Here is a 17,344-nt window from a genome sequence, read left to right as displayed (position 1 = left end):
TGGGTGGACTGGGACGTTCGGTACGAACCGACTCCCCGCCAAGCGTCGAATCAGCAGCGGCGCAGTGTCGTGGTGTAGGATCGACGCGATGCGAAGGCCCGCCCTGCTCACCCTCGCGGCCCTGCTGGCGGCCGCGCCGGCCGCCCGCGCGGACGGCGCGCGGGCGCTGGAGTGGATACCGGGCAGCTCGCGCGAGATCCCTCGCGCGGCGTCGGCGTCGCGGGACGCGCCGGTGTCGGCGCTGGTGTTCGCGCCGCGGGTGCGCGGGGACGCGGCCGTGGACCTGGCCGTGCTCAAGCTCGGGCTGGGCGGCGTCGCCGGCGCGTCTGCCGCAGCGCCACCGGTGAGGCGCGCGGCGGGCGCGCCGGGGCGCGGCGTCAGCGGGCACCTCGCTCCGCGCCGGCGGCTCCGATCGTGGTCAGGACGCCGAAGTGATCCGACAGCGTCGTCCGGACGGCGCGCCTCGAGGCCTGGGTCGTGATGGGCCCGTCGAGGATGCGCTCCGTGCGCACGCCCGCGTCCAAGCCGCGCACGAGCACGTGATCGAGCCGCCAGCCCGAGTCCTCGACGTCGCCCGTGCCGAGCCCGTCGTGCGAGAGGGTCGCGCGGCGATCGGGCACGTTCGCGTCGCGGAACCCGGCGCGCTCCAGGCGCCGGAACAGCGACGAGCCGGGCGTGGTGTTGCGATCGCCGAGAAGCAGCGCCGGGGCGCCGCCCGCCTTTTCGTCGCCCCAGTCGAGCTCTGCCGCCGGGCCAGGCGCCGACCCCAGGCGATCCAGTGCGACAACATGCGCCGCCTCATCACGTTGGCCACCTGGTCACGCATGGGCGCGTTGTGCTGGCGGACGTGGCGCTCGAGCGCGAGTTCGGACCCCCCTCGTGACGGAGGAGCGGAAGCCGAGACACGGGTCGGCGGGCTCGGTGACATCCCCGGCTGAGCAGCGCCAAGAAGATGGCGGCGACCGATCAGAGAGGCGATCGCACGCGCTTCGAGGGGCTGACCGCTGCGCGCCCCCAGCGCTCCTGCGCCGCGATGGCGTCGTCGGCGGCTCGCACGCCATCGACGAAGAGCGCCGCGTCCGCTGGATCGTACAGGTCGAGGCCGAGTCGGAGCAGCGCCTCCCAGTCGCGTGGCGATACCATGCGGAGGATCTCGGCTGCAGGGCGGCGCACGGATGGCATGGGGGGGGAAGGTAGCAGCCCGGGTCAGCGTCGGGGCGCACTTGCGGACACGACGGCGTTTGCTCCACCCCGTTCGGCCGACCGGACGCTCGAAAGCGCCGGCGCGTTCGGGCACCGCGTCGACCGCCAGGGCGAGCGGGGGCGCGTTGCCGGAGGCGAGCAGTTCGAGGGTGAACTCGGCGTCCCCTTCCGCAGCTGCGACGCGGAGGCCGTCTGCGCACCTTGCGGGCTCGGTGGCGGCCCCGGCTCTGGCGGCCTCTGCCGCGGCTTCGTCAGCACCTAGCTTGCGGCCCCGTCGTCACGCAGAAGCACGCCAATCCGGTCGAGTAGCTCTCGCTTGACCCGCTGGCGGTTCAAGTCGTCCTCGTAGCCAGCTTCGACAGGCGAGACCTTGACGACCCCTTTGATCATCATGAGCGCGTCGATCGTTCGCTCCGCCTCATGGTCGTCCAAGTCGCGCCGGAAGTGAACAACCAGGCCTTTGACGCTCATTGTAAGCTCACTCTCCAGCTGGGGCTCTCCCTGGCTTCCCGAAGCCTGATGACGTCGCGCAGCGCGCCGATGGCCCTTGTGCGACGCTTGTAAATCGTAGAGAGAGGTACCCCTACGTCCTGGGCTATCTGGGCCATCGAGAGTCCGTTCAGGTCGTGGGCCACGAGAACAAAGCGCAGATCAGGATCGAGCTCGTTCACCGCGTTGAGGGTGCGGGTCCTGATGTTGTCGGACTCCATCATGGCAGCAGCGTCCGGCGCTGGATCGAGCACCTCGATCACATCGACCAGCTCCTCCCTGCGGTGCCGTGCACGTGCGTGGTAGTGCGCGGCAACGTGTACGGTGATCGCGTTCAACCAGCGTTCAGGTCTGCCGCGCTTCGGATCGAACCTGGGCCAGCTCTCGCAGGCGTTGACCCAGACTTGGCCTGCGACGTCGCCACGATGGCACCGTGGGACCCCGAGCCGCTCTAACCAGCGCAGCACGGTACGAACCAGCATCGGGCAAAACAAGCGCGCGTGCGCGGCGGTGCGTTTGCTTTCGTTCGGTAGACGACACATGGGCTCACCCCCCCCTGCGAATCTCCCGCCCTATGACTACGAGTCGCTCATGTCGTGGAGTCGACTGCGACCGACTCAGCCGAACCCGACATGCGACACCCCACCCAAGATCGGCTCAATCGCGGCGCCATGCTCAGGAGCCCCGAGCGCGCTCAGGTTATGCATGTTCATGGCTTCCTACGCCCGGAAGCGTTGTGTTCAATGCAGATCGCTCGATGTCGTCCCAATCGGAGTCTCGCGCAGGGCGGGCTCCGCCGTCGTCGCGCTGTACCGGAAAGCTCGTCAGCGCGGCAGCGCGACACGCGAACTCAGCTCCCGACATCGTGCGAGCAGGGAGCGGTGAGCGAGGCCGCGGCGGAGGAGACGCCGGGAGCTTGGCCCGTGGGCTCTTGGCGGCCTGATCACAAGACGGCACCACGGGCGGGGGAACATCAGGCGCCCGAGGAGGAATCGCGGGCGGACTCGTCGACGTCGGGCTTGATGCTGAGGACGCCGCCGCGCGCACCGAGCGTTCGCGCTTGCTGCTGGGCTCACCGAGTTGGATCACGACCGTATCCTCCGCGTCCGTCTGGTAGTCATCGTGCAGACGCCATAGGCGCTCCCAGTAGCGAGCAGGCGTGCCCGTGAAGACTTCTAGCTGCCGCGCGAGGCCGGGCGTCATCGGGAGGTCGCTGCTCAGCAGCCGTTCCAGCTCCCGTCTCTCTAACCCGGTGTTCTCGGCCAGCTTTCGCTGCCACGAGGGTATCGTTGCACAGAACGATTCGAGGACCCTGCCTGGCCATGGAACGGGGCGCGCGCAGACTCCTGTCGTCGCCGCGACGAGCGCATCCACATGGCAGTCCAGCAGGCGCCGGTATCGCTCCAGCTCCCGCTCTGCCTTTTCCTTTGCTTCGGTGAGGGCCAGCTCCTCATCCTCATGCGCCTGCTCGCGTGCCTCGCGGAGCCCTCGCTCGCGGCCCAGCGCTTCGCGCGCGGTCACCGCGAACCCGATCGCAACACAGGCCATCATCGCGAGAACGATCGGCGAGATGAGCCACATCGACTCTAGCACTTCCTTCATGTGTTCCTCCTCCCGGACGTGGGCATCCTTACCCGATGCAGGACGGATCTCGGCCTTGTGCTGTCGAAGACACCACCGGAGTTGCCGCCTGTTAGCTGTGAGTGGACGGCCGACGGATCAACGAATCTGCTTGAGTAGCGCTTCGCGCTCCGCAGCGAATTCCCCTCGCGGAAACTCCTGCGCGTGGGCCTCAAGCAGCCGGCGTGCCTCGAGGTAACCGAGAACGGTGTTGGCCTCGATGGCCCTCCGGGCCTGATTGACTAGGTTCCTCGCTCGCTCCCTGGCGGACGGGCGCACGGCGCTCCCCGACGAGGCGGGACGGGGAACTGTCGTCACCGCGGAGGCCGGCGCGCTGCTCACTACGACCGCGGCGCCCGCGTTGCCATGTCCCGCCGACCCTGAGATCGCATGCGCCGCGATGGCGGCGCCGTCTGGTACGGCGGGCGCCACGACGTCCTGGGCGGCGGGCGCGGTCTCAGGCGAGTGGACCGCCGCCGGCCGCAGCCACGATTCCGGGCTGGGCACGGGCGGTACCGTGGAGACGAGAGCGCCCGCCAGGACGACGAACGCACCCTGCACGAGGATTCTCGCCCACAAGCGGCGCAGCGTGGCCGCCCACGACGCGCGATCGCGGCGCCCGACGGCGAGCGCCACCGGCACGCATGCCTCCTTGTCCCAGCCGTGCGAATCCTGCTGCGCGTCCCACCGTCGTTTCTGCGCGTCCAGTTCCTCGCGCGCGCGCCGGTGTTGCGTCTTCACCGTGTCGACGTTGAGCCCGAGCTCGGCCGCGATCTCGACAAGCGGCGTCTCCTCGAGATCGTGCCGGATGAGGAGGTCCCGGTACTTGGGGTCGACCTGCGCGATCAGGCGCCGCAGGATCTCTGCCCGCTGCCGCAGGCGGAGCAGGTCTTCCGGCGTGGGGCACCCTCCATGGGGCTCCCGCTCGTCGAAGGACGTCAGGACCTCGCCCCGGCGGACCGCGTCGCGCACGCGATTGCGCGCCTGGTTGAGGGCAATCGTGACGTGGTAGGGCGCCGGATCCCCTCCCGGTTCGATGCGCCGCTCTGCTTCCAGGCCCCGCAGCAGTGCCTCTTGCGCAACGTCCTCCGCGTCGCGCTCCGGGACACCGCGACGGATCGCCAGGCGCCGGAAGAGGTCGAAGCTGGCGGAGCGGTCCGATGGCTTGGCCACGGCGGTAGCACACCTGAGCTGGCCTGCAGGGTTCAGGAAAATGCACAGGCGGTTCAATTTTGTAGGACAATGTGCGGTCATGTGGACATATTGCGCCTTGGTGAACCGTCGCGACGGAACGGACCGATGCATTGCAGTCTTGGTCTGCTCTTTCTCGGCCAAAGGCCAGCTGACGGAAATTCCTGAGGGTTGACGCGACGAAGCCGGCGTAAGTACCCTCGCTATATGCGTTGCGTTCCACTTTCACTGTCAATTGGCTTGCTTGGAGCCGCCACCGGCCTTGCGAGCCCGGCCAGCGCTCAGGTCATCCATGCGACGCCACGACGAAGCGATAGTTCGACAGTGAAGGACCTTGTACGCGCCGGGAAGAGAGCTCGTGCAGAGGGAAGGTGGACCGACGCCTATGACGCCTATAAGGCAGCCCTGGAGGCAATGGTGCCAGCAACGAACACGGAGCAAGAGCGCGCGGAGATCGCCGGGGAGCTCGGGCTCTGCGCGCTTGCGTTGAGCAAGCACCGCGATGCGGCCGAGCACCTCGCATGGAGCCTTGAGCAGCGCGAGGCGCTTTCTGTGGCGCTCCAGTTGCGCTTCGAGGAAGGGTTGCGGAAGGCAACGAAGCACGTCGCGACGCTCTTGCTCGCGGTCGATCCGCCGGACGCCGAGGTGGTCGTCGATGGCAAGCTCGTAGGCAGGACCGCGCGGACCCACAAGCTGTTCTTCGACTCCGGAGAACACATGGTGCGGGCGCAAGCGCCTGGACGCGAGGAGTCTTTCCAGGTGTTCACAGCCGTGCCGGGAAAACAGCACCAAATGTCGATGCAGTTGTCGCGCTCCTCAAGCAGCACCAGGGAGGTGGCGGCGGCCGCACCGAAGGAAGCACCCCGGGTGCCGAGCGCTACGCCCGCTGTTCGGACGCAGGCCCGCAGCCCGTGGGCTTCGTGGCCTGGGACGCTGCGTATCGCGGGGATCGTCGTCACGACGGCGACTGCCTCGGCAGGCAGCGTCCTGATGATCCGGGCCAGCAGGCTTGACGGCGATCTGCGCGAGCGACGTGACGCGCTGAGCACAGATCCCTCGACGAACTCGTCCATGTGCTGGCAAGCGCCACGACACTCTGCGTGCGCTGACCTGCTCCGCCTGAGAGACGAGCGCAACCTCTCCGGAGCCGTGGGCACAGCGTTGGTCATCGCGGGTGGCGTCATCGGGGCGGCAACCGCCGCGTCCTTCTTCACGGACTTCTCCTTCCTGGGACGCACGCCGGCTCAGGAGCAGATCCACGTCTCGCCCGCTGCGATTGGGCAAGGGATGGGCGTGAGGATCGAGGGGCTGTGGTGAGGGGACCGGGAGCCGTAGAGACGCGTTCGCAGGAAGGCCGGAGCATCGGGACGTCCCTCGTGGTGCTCGCGCTCTGGGCGTTGAGCGCAAGCACGCTGACGGCGTGTACGTTCACCGATGCCTGCTGGGAGGTGTATGCATGCGCCGCCGATCCGGAGCCGCCGCCCGGACCGTGCGAGGGGCAGCCCGAGACCGGGCCGGCACTCGACCAGTGCGGGGTGTTCGTCAGCGAGAGCGGCGACGACAGCGACCTCGGCACGAAGGGCGCGCCGGTGAAGACCCTGCAGCACGCCGTCGGGCTCGCCGCGAGCGGGCGAGGCAACGGCGAGACGCCGACCCGGCGCGTGTACGCGTGCGGCGGGGAGTTCGAGGAAGCGATCACGCTGCCCTCGGGCGTCGATCTCTGGGGCGGGCGCCTCTGCGATGGCGGCGACTGGTCTTACCGGGGGGCGTTCGAAGGGCCCAATCAGTTGACCATCATCGCGCCGCCGGTAGGAATCCCGCTGCGCGTCCTCGCGGCAGAGGAAGACGCCGTGGACGCCACCTCAATGATCTCCGGTGTGCGCGTCGTGGCAGCTCATGCCTCCGCGAGGGATGGCAAGTCGTCGATCGCGGTGCTCTTGAGCTCCGGCGCTAGGGCGATCGTGCGTTCGAGCGAGGTTCAGGCCGACAACGGCAAGGACGGGGAAGCGGGACAGGACGCGCACGCGTACCGCGCGAAGAACGGCGCTCTGGGCAACGACGGCGCGGACGCCTGCACGGCGGGTGTCGTGGAGGGAGCCCTACCGGTAGTGACCGATTGTGGCGATGGCACCAAGTCGACGGGGGGCTATGGTGGCGATGGCAGGATTGATAGGGGTGGTGACGGCACTTCAGGATTGCCAGCACCCGCGGACAATCCGGAAGGCAAAGGCCTTGGAGGGGCCGGCGCGGCGAGTGAGAGATGCAAACCGGGCGAAGACGGAGCAAAGGGTGACGACGGTGGTCGTGCTGCTGGCGCGGTTGGCGTAGGTTACCTCGATTTCGACGGTTGGATCGGGGTTCGGGGTGACGACGGAAAGAAGGGTGGCGTCGGCCAGGGCGGGGGCGGCGGAGGCGGCAGCAAGGCGCGCGGTCCCATGATGGCTTGTCCCACTGGTCGGCCCCAGGGCGGCGCGGCCGGCGGCTCGGGGGGCGGTGGCGGCTGCGGTGGCCTGGGAGGCTGGGGGGGCGGCTACGGCGGCGCCAGCATCGGGATCGTTGCCTTGCAAGGGAGCGTTCTGACCATCGAGGACAGCAAGGTCCTCGCGGGCAGCGGTGGTCGCGGTGGGGTCGGCGGAACGGGTCAGCCGGGCGGCGCCGGGGAACATGGCGGCTTGTTCGGCAAGGGCTTGGGTGGAACCGAGATGTGGGACGCGTGCGGCGGTGGATATGGAGGCGACGGCGGCCGTGGAGGCGATGCCGGTGGTGGCCTCGGCGGCCACTCGTTCGGCGTTGCGTCGGTAGGCGCCACTGTCACCCTTGCCTCGGATGCGATCGTCACCCACCGCAGCGGCGGAGAGGGTGGGCTCGCAGGCAACGCAGCCTCGGGGGACGGCAGGAGCCAGGGAGCTCCAGGGCGTGCCGATTTTTGGTATCGGTTCGATGCCCCCGCCCCGGAACCGCCGCAATGAACCGCCCTGTTCCGGCGACCCACGACAGGAGACGCCCATGAGAAAGACGATCGCTGCTGCCCTCTCCCTCACGCTGTCGCCGTGGGCGATCGGCTGCGGGACTGCCCCCGGTCCAGGCGATGGTGGCGGACCGCCCTGCGATGGCGCCTCGTGTCAAGGCGATGAGCCGCCGGAAGCGGTCTGCCTGGAGCATATCGCCTCCGACATTCTCGACGACGGTTGCGGCGTGTTCGTCGCCGGGTTCTACGGGGGCGGCGACGACGGGAACCCTGGAACGAAGGCGAAGCCCGTATTTACCGTTAAGCACGCCATCGACTTGGCGCGCACCCGACGAGGGCGCGTGTTCCTCTGCAACGGTAATTTTAGCGAGCACGTGCGGTTGCCTTCTGGCGTCGATCTCTTGGGAGGCTTCCACTGTCGGCACTGGGGCCGCGACGACAGCAGGAAGGTATCCACACTGGACAGCGCAAGCACGCACTACGCCGGTCCGCTGGTGTTCGTCGAACCGGCGAGCCCGAGCGATACGGGGGCCGCGGACGGCGTATCGACGCTCGCCGACATGTTCCTGGACGGGGAAGGGCCGATCTCGATGCTCATCGAGACGGGCACGGCCGTCGAGATCGTCCGGAGCGAGATTCTGGCCGACTACGGACCGAGTGGCCCTGATGGCGAGGAGTGGCCCTGGCCGAACCGAGCAGCGACCGGGCCCGACGGGCTGTACGGCGGGGACGCGTGCACCGCCGCCACCGTCGCCGGGGGTCCGGCGGTGGTGAACCCCTGTGAGGGCGGCGCGCCGAGCACCGGCGGCAAGGGCGGCGATGGGCTGCCCGACGGCGCCGAGGATGGCGACGCCGGTGCCCCGGCCCCGACGCCGGACCCCACGAACTCAGGGCGCGGCGGTCATGGGGACCGGGAAAACATGGGCTGCCATGGCGGGTCTCCCGGGAGTTCCGGAACCCTGGGCACGGTGGGGGCGGGCGGCGAGGGCATCGGGCGTATCAGCGAGACGGGGTGGGAGGGCGACACGGCAGGCGAGGGCGGCAGGGGCATGCCCGGTCAAGGTGGCGGCGGAGGCGGCGGCCGTCGCGGTGGGCTCGCCGTGTGCGGCGTGGCCTCGAAGGGGGGCGCCGGCGGCGGATCCGGAGGCGCCGGCGGCTGCGGCGGACGAGGCGGACGAGGGGGCGCGAACGGGCACCCGAGCATCGGGATCGTCGCGCTCCACGCGAAGCTCACCGTGCGAGACAGCTTGATCACAGCGCGCGGCGGGGGACCGGGTGGCGACGGGGGCCCGCCTGAGCGAGGTGGACCAGGTGGTCGAGGAGCGCCGGGGGGCGCCGTCGGTGACGGCACCTGGTCGTGCGGCGGAGGTGGGGGCGGCTTCGGAGGTGAGGGTGGGTTCGGTGGCCCAGGGCGCGGCGGCGACTCGATCGGCATCGCCTACCGCGACGAGGACCAGCTCACGCTGGAGGGGGTCACCTTCGAGATCGGGCCGCCGGGCAAGGGCGGCATCAGCTGGAACAATGACAGCAGTACGACATCGGGAGAAGATGGCATCGCCGTTAAAACGCTTCGCTTCCCTGAGTAGGAGCAGCGCGCATGAGAGAAGGTCCTCCTGTGGCAGATTCTCATGCCTGACGATCGATCTTGCGGATCCAACCGCGCTTGCGCCATCTGCGGTGAGCCCATGCAACTCGACATCGCAACGCTTCACGAATTCTGGCCCCGAAGGCAGCCGCGGCACACCCCTCGGAGACGGCCCGACAAGGGTTTGCTGACCGACGCGTGGGTGCGCGGAGCGCTCCCGCGCGCGGCAGCAGCCCCAGCCGTTGGGCGGGCGGAGGAGCACCGACGATGAAGATCGAGCGCGTGCGAGCGCTGTCCTTCGAGGTAGATGCGGTGGACGTGGCGTTCTGGGACGAGGATACCCTTCTCGTGACCACGCCGTCGGCCGAGCTGTGGCGTGTCGCGGTGAAACCGCGGATGCAAAAGGCCGAGCTGGTGTTTGCTGCTGACCAGATTTTGGGCCCTGTAGCGCGTGCGCTCGGCAAGGCGATGGTGAGCCCGGCAAGCGGCGGGTATCCGCGGCTGGCGGTCTCGAGCAAGGCCGGGGTGGCCGCGGTCAACACGCACGACATGGTCCTCCTCGCATGCCCGCTGCACGGCGAGGGCGGCCCACGGCTATTGTCGTGGAGCTGGGGCCAGTATTACCCTCGCATCGCATTCTCTCCCGACGCATCTCGGCTCATGGTCTGTGCCGACGAGTTGGTCGTCTTCGATACGGGCTCGTGGCGCTGGTACCCAATGCACGGAGACGCGAACATCTGCGCATGGCATCCGCGGGAGCCATGGCTGCTTGGTCTTGAACCGACCACCGGGAAACTTCGCTGGTCGGACCTGCAGGACATGGACAATCCCCGAACTTGGTCCGCGGGCGCGCTTGAGCCCACGCAGTCGGATGATGACGTCGTGGGCATCGCCATCGACGCCACAGGGGAACGACTCGTCGCGGCATACCGCCATCCGAATCGGATCGAATGGTGGGAGCTCGATCCGCTTCATCGAGTCGACACCCGTCCCGTGCAGGCCGGAGAGATCTTTGCCTTGGAGCACGGCGGTGAAGCTGGCTTGTTCGCGGCGGTGGCCGAGTTCGGCGTTCAGCTCTGGGGTTTCAAGTCACGAGAGCCTATCTCCGACGTGATCCCAAACGTCTCCGAGGTCAGATTCAGTCCTTCCGGTCTTTCCTTTGCGACGCTGAGCCGAGCGTCGACCAATCCGTACCCGGTTGCGTCTAGCCGGGTGGGATGTGCATCGATTCTTTGGCGGGCTTCGATGTGACGAACGAGGGATCCGATTATCCATAACCGGACTCCTTTCAAGGTCGACAGAAGTGGATTCGTTGGTGCGATGGCCCAATGATGTATGATGGTATTATTGGATCGAGTCTGCTGGTGCACTCGGTGGCACTGGTCATCTCGCTAGATGTCCGGTGGTGGTCAATGGCTCGTCGCCTCTGGGTTCTCTGTTGGGGCGGGCATCACGAGCGGCGGGGCGGTCGAAGGAGGCGCTGGCGCTGGTGCGGGTGGTCCATTGGCAACAATGTCTTCGTTGTATACGCAACTCGGGCACGGATTCATATTACGGCTGCCAGGTTCGGCAGCATAACGATTTGTGGTCGGGTCGCCCCACCAACGCACAGTCATGCCATCTGTGCCCTTCTGCAGGGCCGGACTCAGCTTTGGCTCGACGCAATCGGCGCCGCCTAAGAACGTGTGTTCGTTCAGATCCAGTGCTTTGCCAAGCGGTGCCCGCGAATGGTCTGCATAGTTGTACTCAGGTGGCAGATTCGGGCGAATGCGGTCGTAGATCTTCTGTGTCTTCGGCGGCGAGCCAGACACAGCAACGGTCACGTTCCCGTCGCGGTCGACGACCACCCCGACCGCCTTGCTCTTGCCTACGCCCGCCTGCTCCATGGCGCTGAACACCCTGTCCATCGCCGCATCGCTCCTCTCCGACGGTCCCGGGTAGCCACGCCGAGGCGGCGCTGGCTGCTGGCCCAGGCGCGAGCCTAGCAGCCCGCCGATCATGCCGCCGGCGACGCTCCCGAGGGTCCCGCCGATCACCTCGCCGATACGTGCGCCGAGCTCGCCGCCGTAGTGCCGGCCGACCTTGCCGCCGGCCCAGCCGAGCCCCGCGCCGCCCGCGACCGAGCCGCCGAACCCTGCGAGCGCAGCGCCCCAGCCCACCGCGGCGGCGGCGCCACCGGTGGCGACGATCGCGCCGCCCCACATCACCACGGTGAGCGTGGTCTTCACCCACGGCGGCACTTCATCCGCCACCGCCATGCCCGGCGCCAGCGCCGTGTCGCCGCCGATGATCACGGTCGCGATCCCCTCGCGCAGGATCGCGCCGCACTCGGTCTTTTCGGTGCTGCGCGCCAGCGGCTTGCCGTTGACGAATGTCGTGGCACTGCCCTGCGCGATGCGCACCACGCCGTCGTCAGCGCATGCGACGATGTCGAGCCCGGCGCGTACCGCGCTGCGGCGCTCCTTGCCGAAGAATGTATCGGGCGAGCCTGTGGCCACCGTTCCCTTGACGTCGCTAGGAATGAGCTCGCCGATGTACGCGCCCGCGAGCCCGCCGCCCGCGCCCGCCGCCGCGATGCCCGCCCCGATGAACACCGCGGCCACACCGCCGGTGCCTACGACGGCCACGGCCGTCGCTGCCAGCGCGACACCGACGACGGCGCCGGTCAACAGACCTGACCACGCGCTACTGTGCCCGATCGAATCTCCGAGCCGAGCCGCTTCGAGCGCCGTCACCGCGAGCCTCGCCCTCAGCTCCGCTCAGCCATCGGTCGCGCGTGCTCAGCGCTTCTCGCCCTGCGCGAATGCCATCGCGTCCGCCTCGACTCCTGGCGCTCCGCTGTGCTCCGCGTCGACGCCTACGCCGCCCGCGCCGGCCTTGCCCACCGCGAACATTACGCCCTCCGCCGGCGGCGCCGCGCCCACGTGCGCGATGCCGATCGCGTGCCCGCCGAGTCCGCCGCCTCCAGTGCCGCCCCGTCCGCCGGTGCCGCCCGGCCCTCCGGTGCAACCTGGCCGAAGCGCCGTGGCGCCTTCCGGCACGCCGCCACCGGGTCCGCCCGCGCCTGCCGGGCCGCCGTCCTGGCCAGGACCGCCGGCTCCGCCGTCTCCGCCGCGTCCGGTGGTGATCGTCACGTCCTGGAACAAGAACGTCGCGTCGAGGCTCACCAGCGCGATACTCGACCCGCCCGCGCCGCCGCCTCTTCCGCCTGCGCCCCCGCAGCCACCCGCGCCGCCGGAGCCGCCGCTGGCGCCTCCCGCCGAGCCGGCCGTGCACTGGCCCGCGGCGGTGCCGCCCTTCGCGCCACCGCCACCGCCGCCGCCCTGTGCAGTGGTCCCGGGTGGACCGTCGCTGCCTGCCACGCCCGCGTAGCCGCTCGCTGCGATCTCACCAACGCCACGCGCGCCGGCGCCGGGCTCGCCGTGGATGCCATTGTCGCCTGCGGTGCCGGCGGTGCACTCTGCAGCGACCTCGCCTGCGCCGCTGTTCATCGCGATGCCCGGACTACCGGGACTTCCTGCACCGCCGCTGCTTTGGAATCCCACGCCGCCACTGCCGCCGAACGAATCGTCGCTCGGATCCTCCGGCGCGCCGCACGCATTCACCGGAGCATTGGCCGGCACAACGATATCGGCCGAGCACGCCGCGTTTCCCGCGCTCCCATCGCCCCCTCGCTGCGCCGGCTCCGCGTGCGCCGCCCCCTCTTCACCCGGCGCCCCATCGCCCGCCTCCAGCGCGCAGCGCACTAGCTCCACCGCCACCGCCTCCGCCTCCGCGGCGATCGACGAGAGCCCGCGCTTCTCCGGATCGCTCGCGTCGATGCTCCGCGCCACGATCGCCACATCCTCGATCCGCGCGACCCCCTCGCCGCCCCGCAGCGCCAGCGGGATCACGCCCTCCGCCGCCGTCAGCGTCGTCCTCGCGCTGTCGCTCGCTCCCGCGTAGGCCCAGCCGCGCGCGCAGTCGAGCCCGCCGTAGAGCGTCACCCCCGCCGGCATCTCCAGCGCCGCCTCGACCTCGAACGTCTCGGCGCACGCATACACCCGCGCCGTCCCGTTCTCCCGCGCCCGAGCGATCGCCGCTCCCAACGTTCCCAGCGGCGCCGCCTTCGTCCCGTCCGCGCCGTCGTCGCCGCCCGCCGTCACGAACACCCCGCACGCGTCGTCGACCGGCGCTCCGCTCTCGTTCGGCACGCACCTCGACGGCGCTCCGCCGCCCTCGGTCGCGCCCGACGCCTCCGGCGGGCAGGTCTGCGACCGCTCGCAAGGCGAGCTGCATCCCCCCGCCAGGCTGCTCCCTGCCGCCGCCGCCATCACGAGCGCCGCGCTCGCCACCGCGACCTGCCAGCCCCTCGCATTCGGCCTGCTTCGCATCGGCTCCCTCACCGCCTCCAACGCTTCACCCTTACGTCGTTCCGCCACGTCAGAAGCGCCCCGCTACGCCGACCCCTCCGCCTCCGGGCGCAAGCCATGGCGCTGCCATCACCTGCGCCTTGCCCTGGCTGTCCCCCGCGGACCTCGACCACAGCACGTACCCCGCCGTCGCTGCGATCGCCGCGCCCCCAACCACGAACCCGACAACCGCCGTGGTCGTGAACGCATCGAGCTCGTCCACCGCGTCGCCGAGCCGCACGCACACCGCGCTCTGGCTCCGGTAGCAAGCCGACCGATCGCCGTCTCCAACGCGCAGCGGCCCGTCAACCTCGGCTGCCTTCGCGTTCGCTGCCAGCGTGAATCCCAAGCCCACGCCGAGGCCCACCACCCCGAGCGCTCCGCCGATCACCACCGGCACGACCGGCACCCGCGCACCGGTCGCTGGCCGCTCCGGCGCTGTGCTCGCAGGCGGCTCCGGCGCTGCGCTGGCCGGTGGCTCCGCGCGCGGCGGTGTCGTCGACATGTTCAGGCTCCCTTCCTCGAGCACCACCTCCACCGACGCCGCGCCGCCCTTGTCGACTTGCACATCGCGCGTTGCGAAGCGTTGGCCTCGCCGCGCCGACACCGTGTGCATTCCGGGCTCCACGAACACCGGAGCCGAAAGCGGCGCGACCCCCACCACCTCGCCGTCGACCAGGAGCTCGGCGCCGTTCTCGGAGGCCGCAATTGACAGCGTGCCTACCTGCGCGCTCGCCGCCGCAAACAGCGCCTCGGCCGCCTTCATCTCCGCCGCGGGCGGCGGCGGTTGCTCCTTCGGTGCCTCGCGCAGGTAGTGGGCAAGGTGGTGGGCCGCGTCGCGGAAGCGCCCGAGCTTCATCTCGGCCTCGGCGAGGTTGCCCGCGATCTGCAGGCGCTTCTGCAGCGCCCACGCCGCGAGGTACGCCACACGCGCCCGCTCGTAGTCGCCGCGCGCGTAGTGCGCGTTCCCTTCTTTGTGCAGCTCGCGCACCTTCTCGGTCATCACGTCGTCCTGCGCGCTTCCCGGCGCTGCCAGCGCGACCGCCGGCGCGGCCGTGACGAGCGTGATGGCGACCGCGATCCGTGCGATGGACTCTCGAAGCATCGTTCAGTACCTCGGCGGCCCCGCGAAGGGCCCTGGCATCGATGTCGCCGGCGCCGCCGCGGACGCCCGCGGCGGCGGCATCCTCTGCCCTGGATCACTGGGTGCTGCAACGGTGTTCGCGCCGCGCGCCGGCGCGCGGCGCGCGATCGTCGACGCAGCGCCGCTCGGGGTTGGCGCAGCGGATGACAGCGCAGGCGGAACCGTCACCGCGGTGGCGCTGCTCGCGGCGCTGCTCTCGGCAGGCACGCCGGGAGTCTCCGCCACCGGCGTTGGTGCCGGCGCGCTCGGTGACACGAGCGGCGCCCCAGGCGCAAGCGCGCTCGACGACAGAAGCGGCACCGCGGCTGCCGGTGTGGCGGTGGCCTCGACGGGGCCGGACGGTGCGTCGCGCGGCACGAACAGCCAGTAGATGAGCAGCGCAGGCGCGGTGACCGCGGCGGCGGCGCCGGCGATCCACCCGAGGAGACGCCATCGACTCGGCCGCCTGGGCTCCTTCCGATGCACCGCGGGGCGCGCGAGCGCGGCGCGTGCGGCGGGCCCGAGCCGATCCGCGACGACCGGCGGCGCCTCCTTCACGCGCGCAAGCGCCCGCCGCATGTTCTCGTCCGAGGCGGCTCGATCCGCGACGCGGCGGAACGTCTCCTCGGTGGGCAGGTACTTCTTCAGATCCTCGTCGCTCATTCCGTCGGACCTTCTCTAAAACGGGCGGCGCGGCGTCGGCGTGCGGCGCGGCGCCGATGGCGCAGGGGGCGAGATGCGCGGCGCCGGCTTGAAATGAGGCTTCTCCTTCATGAGCTTCTCCTCTTCTTCCGCCCACGTATCGTTCGTCTGTGACGCCCTCGCCGCGCTCGGCGCCTTCGTCGGCTTCACATTCGATGCGGCGCTGCGCGGCGTTGTCCCCGCCTGCGCCGCGGAGGGGCGGCCCGCAGCCGGACCGGCGCCGCGCAGCACCGCCGGCGCCGCTAGTGATGGCGTGGTGGCGCGAGGAACCGCGTCGAGCGCCACCGGCGGTGGCGCGGCGGGCTCCGGAACCGCGGGTGCCGGCTGCGGCGCTGGGCGGTGTGCTCCGTCGACCGGTGCAGGCGAGCCCACCGACGACGGCGCGCCGCTCGCCGCAGGCGAACCTACCAGCGATGGCGGTGCATCCTCGATGCCTGAAGGGGAAACCATGGCGCCATCGTGCGTCGCTTCTATCGACGGTGTCCGTCGAGGGACGATCCACAACGTAGCGAGCGTGCAGGACAGCGCGCACGCGCCCGTCACGAGCCCGATACGACGCTTACGCCGCATCTCGGCCGCTGCCTGGCCCGGCGCATCTCCTGAGCCGTACTCCTGTGGCGACGAACGCTTGGCTCTCGGCGCGGCCTCGCGCACGAGTTGCACGGGCAGCACGGCCGGCGTCGACTCGATCGCGGGCGCTGCGGCCTCCGACGACCTGCCCACTGCCTCGCCTAGCGCGGCCTCGCTCCATCTCGCCGAGGCAGCGGTGACCATCTCGGTCGGCGCGATCTCGCTCTTCGCAGCAGGCAACGGCGATGTCGGCCCCGCCGAGAGGGGCACCGCAGACCGGTTGCGGAGCGGCTCGCACGGCGCCGTCCCCGGCAGTCTCGGTGGCGCGGACGGCATCCGCTCCGTCGTGAGCCAGCGCGAGTCCCGGGCCGCCCCGGCATCCGGCGCCGCTCCGCTCGCAGCCGCGCCCGCCGTGAGCGGCTCCGGCCCGGGCCGCTCCGCAGAGGACCCGGCTGGCGGCCGGAACGGGAGCACTGCCCCGGGCGGCCGGTACCCTGCGTCTAGCGGCGCCGTCGCGAGGTGGACGGCCTCCGCCGCCGGGATCAGGCGCAGCAGCGGGATCGAGGCGCGCGCCTTCGGATCGAGCACGAGGTGCCCCTCGGCTTGCGGGGCCTGCGCGGAGGAGCCGTCGAACTCCCTCGTGAGCGCGTCGAATGTCTCGTTCGCGCTGGGCCGCTCGTCCGGGGACTTTGCCAGCATGCGCGCCACGAAATCGCTCAGGCGCCTCGGGGCGATCTCAGGGATCGCTTCGGCGAGCGGCGCCGGCACGGCGTGCACCTGGTTCGCCCAGACCTCGTTCCGCGGCGGCAGCTCGCCAGTTTTCTCGGCGAACGCGTGCTTGCCGGCGAGCATCTCGTACAGGATCAACCCAGCAGCGTAGATGTCCGCGGGACGCCCGACCGGCCGCCGGAGCGCCTGCTCGGGCGACATGTAGTGCACCGTGCCGAGGTCCGAGAACACGTCGCTCGACGCAGGGCCTCCGACTCGCCGCGCCAAGCCGAAGTCGACGACCTTGACCAGGCCGCTCTGCATGACGAGCACGTTCTCGGGCTTGAGGTCGCGGTGCACGATGCCGCCCTCGTGCGCCACCCGGATCGCGTCCACCACCTGGATCGCAATCGAGAGCGCGGTGCGCACATCGAACCGGCGCATCGCGTGGAGCATCTGGCGCAGCGAGACGCCGTCGACGTGCTCCATTGCGATGTACATGACACCGTCGTTGGTGACCCCCGCGTCGTAGAGGCGCACGATGTTCGGGTGGTTGAGGTCGGCGAGCACGCGCGCTTCCTTGCGGTGCCCGCGGAGGAAGTCGGCGTCGCTCATACGTTCTGGCCGGACGACCTTGAGCGCGACGGTCCGGTCAAGGTACTCGTCCACCGCCTCGTAGACGCGCCCCATTCCGCCCTCGGCAATGAGCTTCACCAGGCGGTATTTGTGGCAGCGGCCGCTCTCTTCGAGCCGATCGTCACGGCGCTCCATTCGGGTCCCCTGCCTGCTTGCAG

At 70.3% G+C, this 17,344-nt stretch carries 15 protein-coding genes; 4 read left to right on the top strand and 11 right to left on the bottom strand.

The features are described from left to right. Positions 1-377: 377 nt before the first annotated feature. From WME79_RS06440 to WME79_RS06415, 6 genes are all read right to left on the bottom strand, one after another. Positions 378-770, bottom strand: coding sequence for an endonuclease/exonuclease/phosphatase family protein (locus WME79_RS06440; protein WP_437539780.1), 393 nt, complete (start codon positions 768-770; stop codon positions 378-380). A 196-nt stretch (positions 771-966) separates the two neighbouring features. Beyond that, entirely contained in the window at positions 967-1,143 is a 177-nt protein-coding gene (locus WME79_RS06435; RefSeq protein WP_437533329.1) for a hypothetical protein, read from the bottom strand. Positions 1,144-1,461: 318 nt separating this feature from the next. Further along, entirely contained in the window at positions 1,462-1,674 is a 213-nt protein-coding gene (locus WME79_RS06430; protein ID WP_437533326.1) for a hypothetical protein, read from the bottom strand. Next, a complete protein-coding gene (locus tag WME79_RS06425; protein WP_437533323.1) occupies positions 1,671-2,174 on the bottom strand; it encodes a sigma-70 family RNA polymerase sigma factor in 504 nt (167 codons plus the stop codon). Before WME79_RS06425 ends, WME79_RS06430 begins: the two co-directional genes overlap by 4 nt. Positions 2,175-2,391: 217 nt before the next feature. After that, positions 2,392-3,294 carry a helix-turn-helix transcriptional regulator gene (locus tag WME79_RS06420; RefSeq protein ID WP_437533320.1) on the bottom strand — a complete coding sequence of 301 codons (903 nt, stop codon included), beginning with the start codon at positions 3,292-3,294 and terminating at the stop codon, positions 2,392-2,394. A 117-nt stretch (positions 3,295-3,411) separates the two neighbouring features. Continuing rightward, complete coding sequence (locus WME79_RS06415) at positions 3,412-4,647, bottom strand: sigma-70 family RNA polymerase sigma factor (RefSeq protein WP_437533317.1); 1,236 nt, start codon at positions 4,645-4,647, stop codon at positions 3,412-3,414. Positions 4,648-4,827: 180 nt separating this feature from the next. Here WME79_RS06415 and WME79_RS06410 point away from each other — a divergent pair, with 180 nt between their 5' ends. The 4 genes from WME79_RS06410 to WME79_RS06395 all read left to right on the top strand — a co-directional run bounded on the left by WME79_RS06410 (position 4,828) and on the right by WME79_RS06395 (position 10,307). Further along, positions 4,828-5,820: a tetratricopeptide repeat protein gene (locus WME79_RS06410; RefSeq protein WP_437533315.1), complete on the top strand. Its 993-nt coding sequence runs from the start codon at positions 4,828-4,830 to the stop codon at positions 5,818-5,820. A 59-nt stretch (positions 5,821-5,879) separates the two neighbouring features. Then, on the top strand, positions 5,880-7,472 hold the full coding sequence (locus WME79_RS06405; RefSeq protein ID WP_437533312.1) for a hypothetical protein: 1,593 nt from the start codon (positions 5,880-5,882) through the stop codon (positions 7,470-7,472). Between the two features lie 37 nt (positions 7,473-7,509). Further along, positions 7,510-9,057 (top strand): hypothetical protein, encoded by a 1,548-nt coding sequence (locus WME79_RS06400; RefSeq protein ID WP_437533310.1) that lies wholly within the window; start codon positions 7,510-7,512, stop codon positions 9,055-9,057. Between the two features lie 266 nt (positions 9,058-9,323). After that, positions 9,324-10,307, top strand: coding sequence for a hypothetical protein (locus tag WME79_RS06395; RefSeq protein ID WP_437533308.1), 984 nt, complete (start codon positions 9,324-9,326; stop codon positions 10,305-10,307). Between the two features lie 158 nt (positions 10,308-10,465). On the opposite strand, the gene WME79_RS06390 is transcribed toward WME79_RS06395, so the two are convergent. The 5 genes from WME79_RS06390 to WME79_RS06370 are packed head-to-tail and all read right to left on the bottom strand — an operon-like array spanning position 10,466 to position 17,321. After that, on the bottom strand, positions 10,466-11,791 hold the full coding sequence (locus WME79_RS06390) for a PAAR domain-containing protein (RefSeq protein WP_437533305.1): 1,326 nt from the start codon (positions 11,789-11,791) through the stop codon (positions 10,466-10,468). Between the two features lie 45 nt (positions 11,792-11,836). Beyond that, the gene (locus WME79_RS06385) at positions 11,837-13,429 is read right to left on the bottom strand and encodes a PGRS family protein (RefSeq protein ID WP_437533303.1); all 1,593 of its coding nucleotides are present in this window, start codon (positions 13,427-13,429) and stop codon (positions 11,837-11,839) included. 49 nt (positions 13,430-13,478) lie between these two features. Further along, positions 13,479-14,552 (bottom strand): hypothetical protein, encoded by a 1,074-nt coding sequence (locus WME79_RS06380; protein WP_437533300.1) that lies wholly within the window; start codon positions 14,550-14,552, stop codon positions 13,479-13,481. A gap of 3 nt (positions 14,553-14,555) precedes the next feature. Beyond that, complete coding sequence (locus WME79_RS06375; protein WP_437533297.1) at positions 14,556-15,233, bottom strand: hypothetical protein; 678 nt, start codon at positions 15,231-15,233, stop codon at positions 14,556-14,558. A gap of 15 nt (positions 15,234-15,248) precedes the next feature. Next, complete coding sequence (locus tag WME79_RS06370; RefSeq protein WP_437533294.1) at positions 15,249-17,321, bottom strand: protein kinase domain-containing protein; 2,073 nt, start codon at positions 17,319-17,321, stop codon at positions 15,249-15,251. Between the last annotated feature and the right edge of the window lie 23 nt (positions 17,322-17,344).

The organism is Sorangium sp. So ce726, from assembly GCF_051521405.1.
Classification (GTDB): domain Bacteria; phylum Myxococcota_A; class Polyangia; order Polyangiales; family Polyangiaceae; genus Sorangium.
The sequence above is the reverse complement of the archived record's forward strand: the minus strand, read 5'-3'. Positions and strand labels throughout refer to the sequence as shown.

Coding starts and splice junctions, on each gene's coding strand:
- WME79_RS06425 (WP_437533323.1), bottom strand. CDS start 2,174: ATGCTGGTTCGTACCGTGCTGCGCTGGTTAGAGCGGCTCGGGGTCCCA.
- WME79_RS06375 (WP_437533297.1), bottom strand. CDS start 15,233: ATGAGCGACGAGGATCTGAAGAAGTACCTGCCCACCGAGGAGACGTTC.
- WME79_RS06380 (WP_437533300.1), bottom strand. CDS start 14,552: ATGCTTCGAGAGTCCATCGCACGGATCGCGGTCGCCATCACGCTCGTC.
- WME79_RS06420 (WP_437533320.1), bottom strand. CDS start 3,294: ATGAAGGAAGTGCTAGAGTCGATGTGGCTCATCTCGCCGATCGTTCTC.
- WME79_RS06385 (WP_437533303.1), bottom strand. CDS start 13,429: ATGCGAAGCAGGCCGAATGCGAGGGGCTGGCAGGTCGCGGTGGCGAGC.
- WME79_RS06395 (WP_437533308.1), top strand. CDS start 9,324: ATGAAGATCGAGCGCGTGCGAGCGCTGTCCTTCGAGGTAGATGCGGTG.
- WME79_RS06430 (WP_437533326.1), bottom strand. CDS start 1,674: ATGAGCGTCAAAGGCCTGGTTGTTCACTTCCGGCGCGACTTGGACGAC.
- WME79_RS06370 (WP_437533294.1), bottom strand. CDS start 17,321: ATGGAGCGCCGTGACGATCGGCTCGAAGAGAGCGGCCGCTGCCACAAA.
- WME79_RS06400 (WP_437533310.1), top strand. CDS start 7,510: ATGAGAAAGACGATCGCTGCTGCCCTCTCCCTCACGCTGTCGCCGTGG.
- WME79_RS06435 (WP_437533329.1), bottom strand. CDS start 1,143: ATGGTATCGCCACGCGACTGGGAGGCGCTGCTCCGACTCGGCCTCGAC.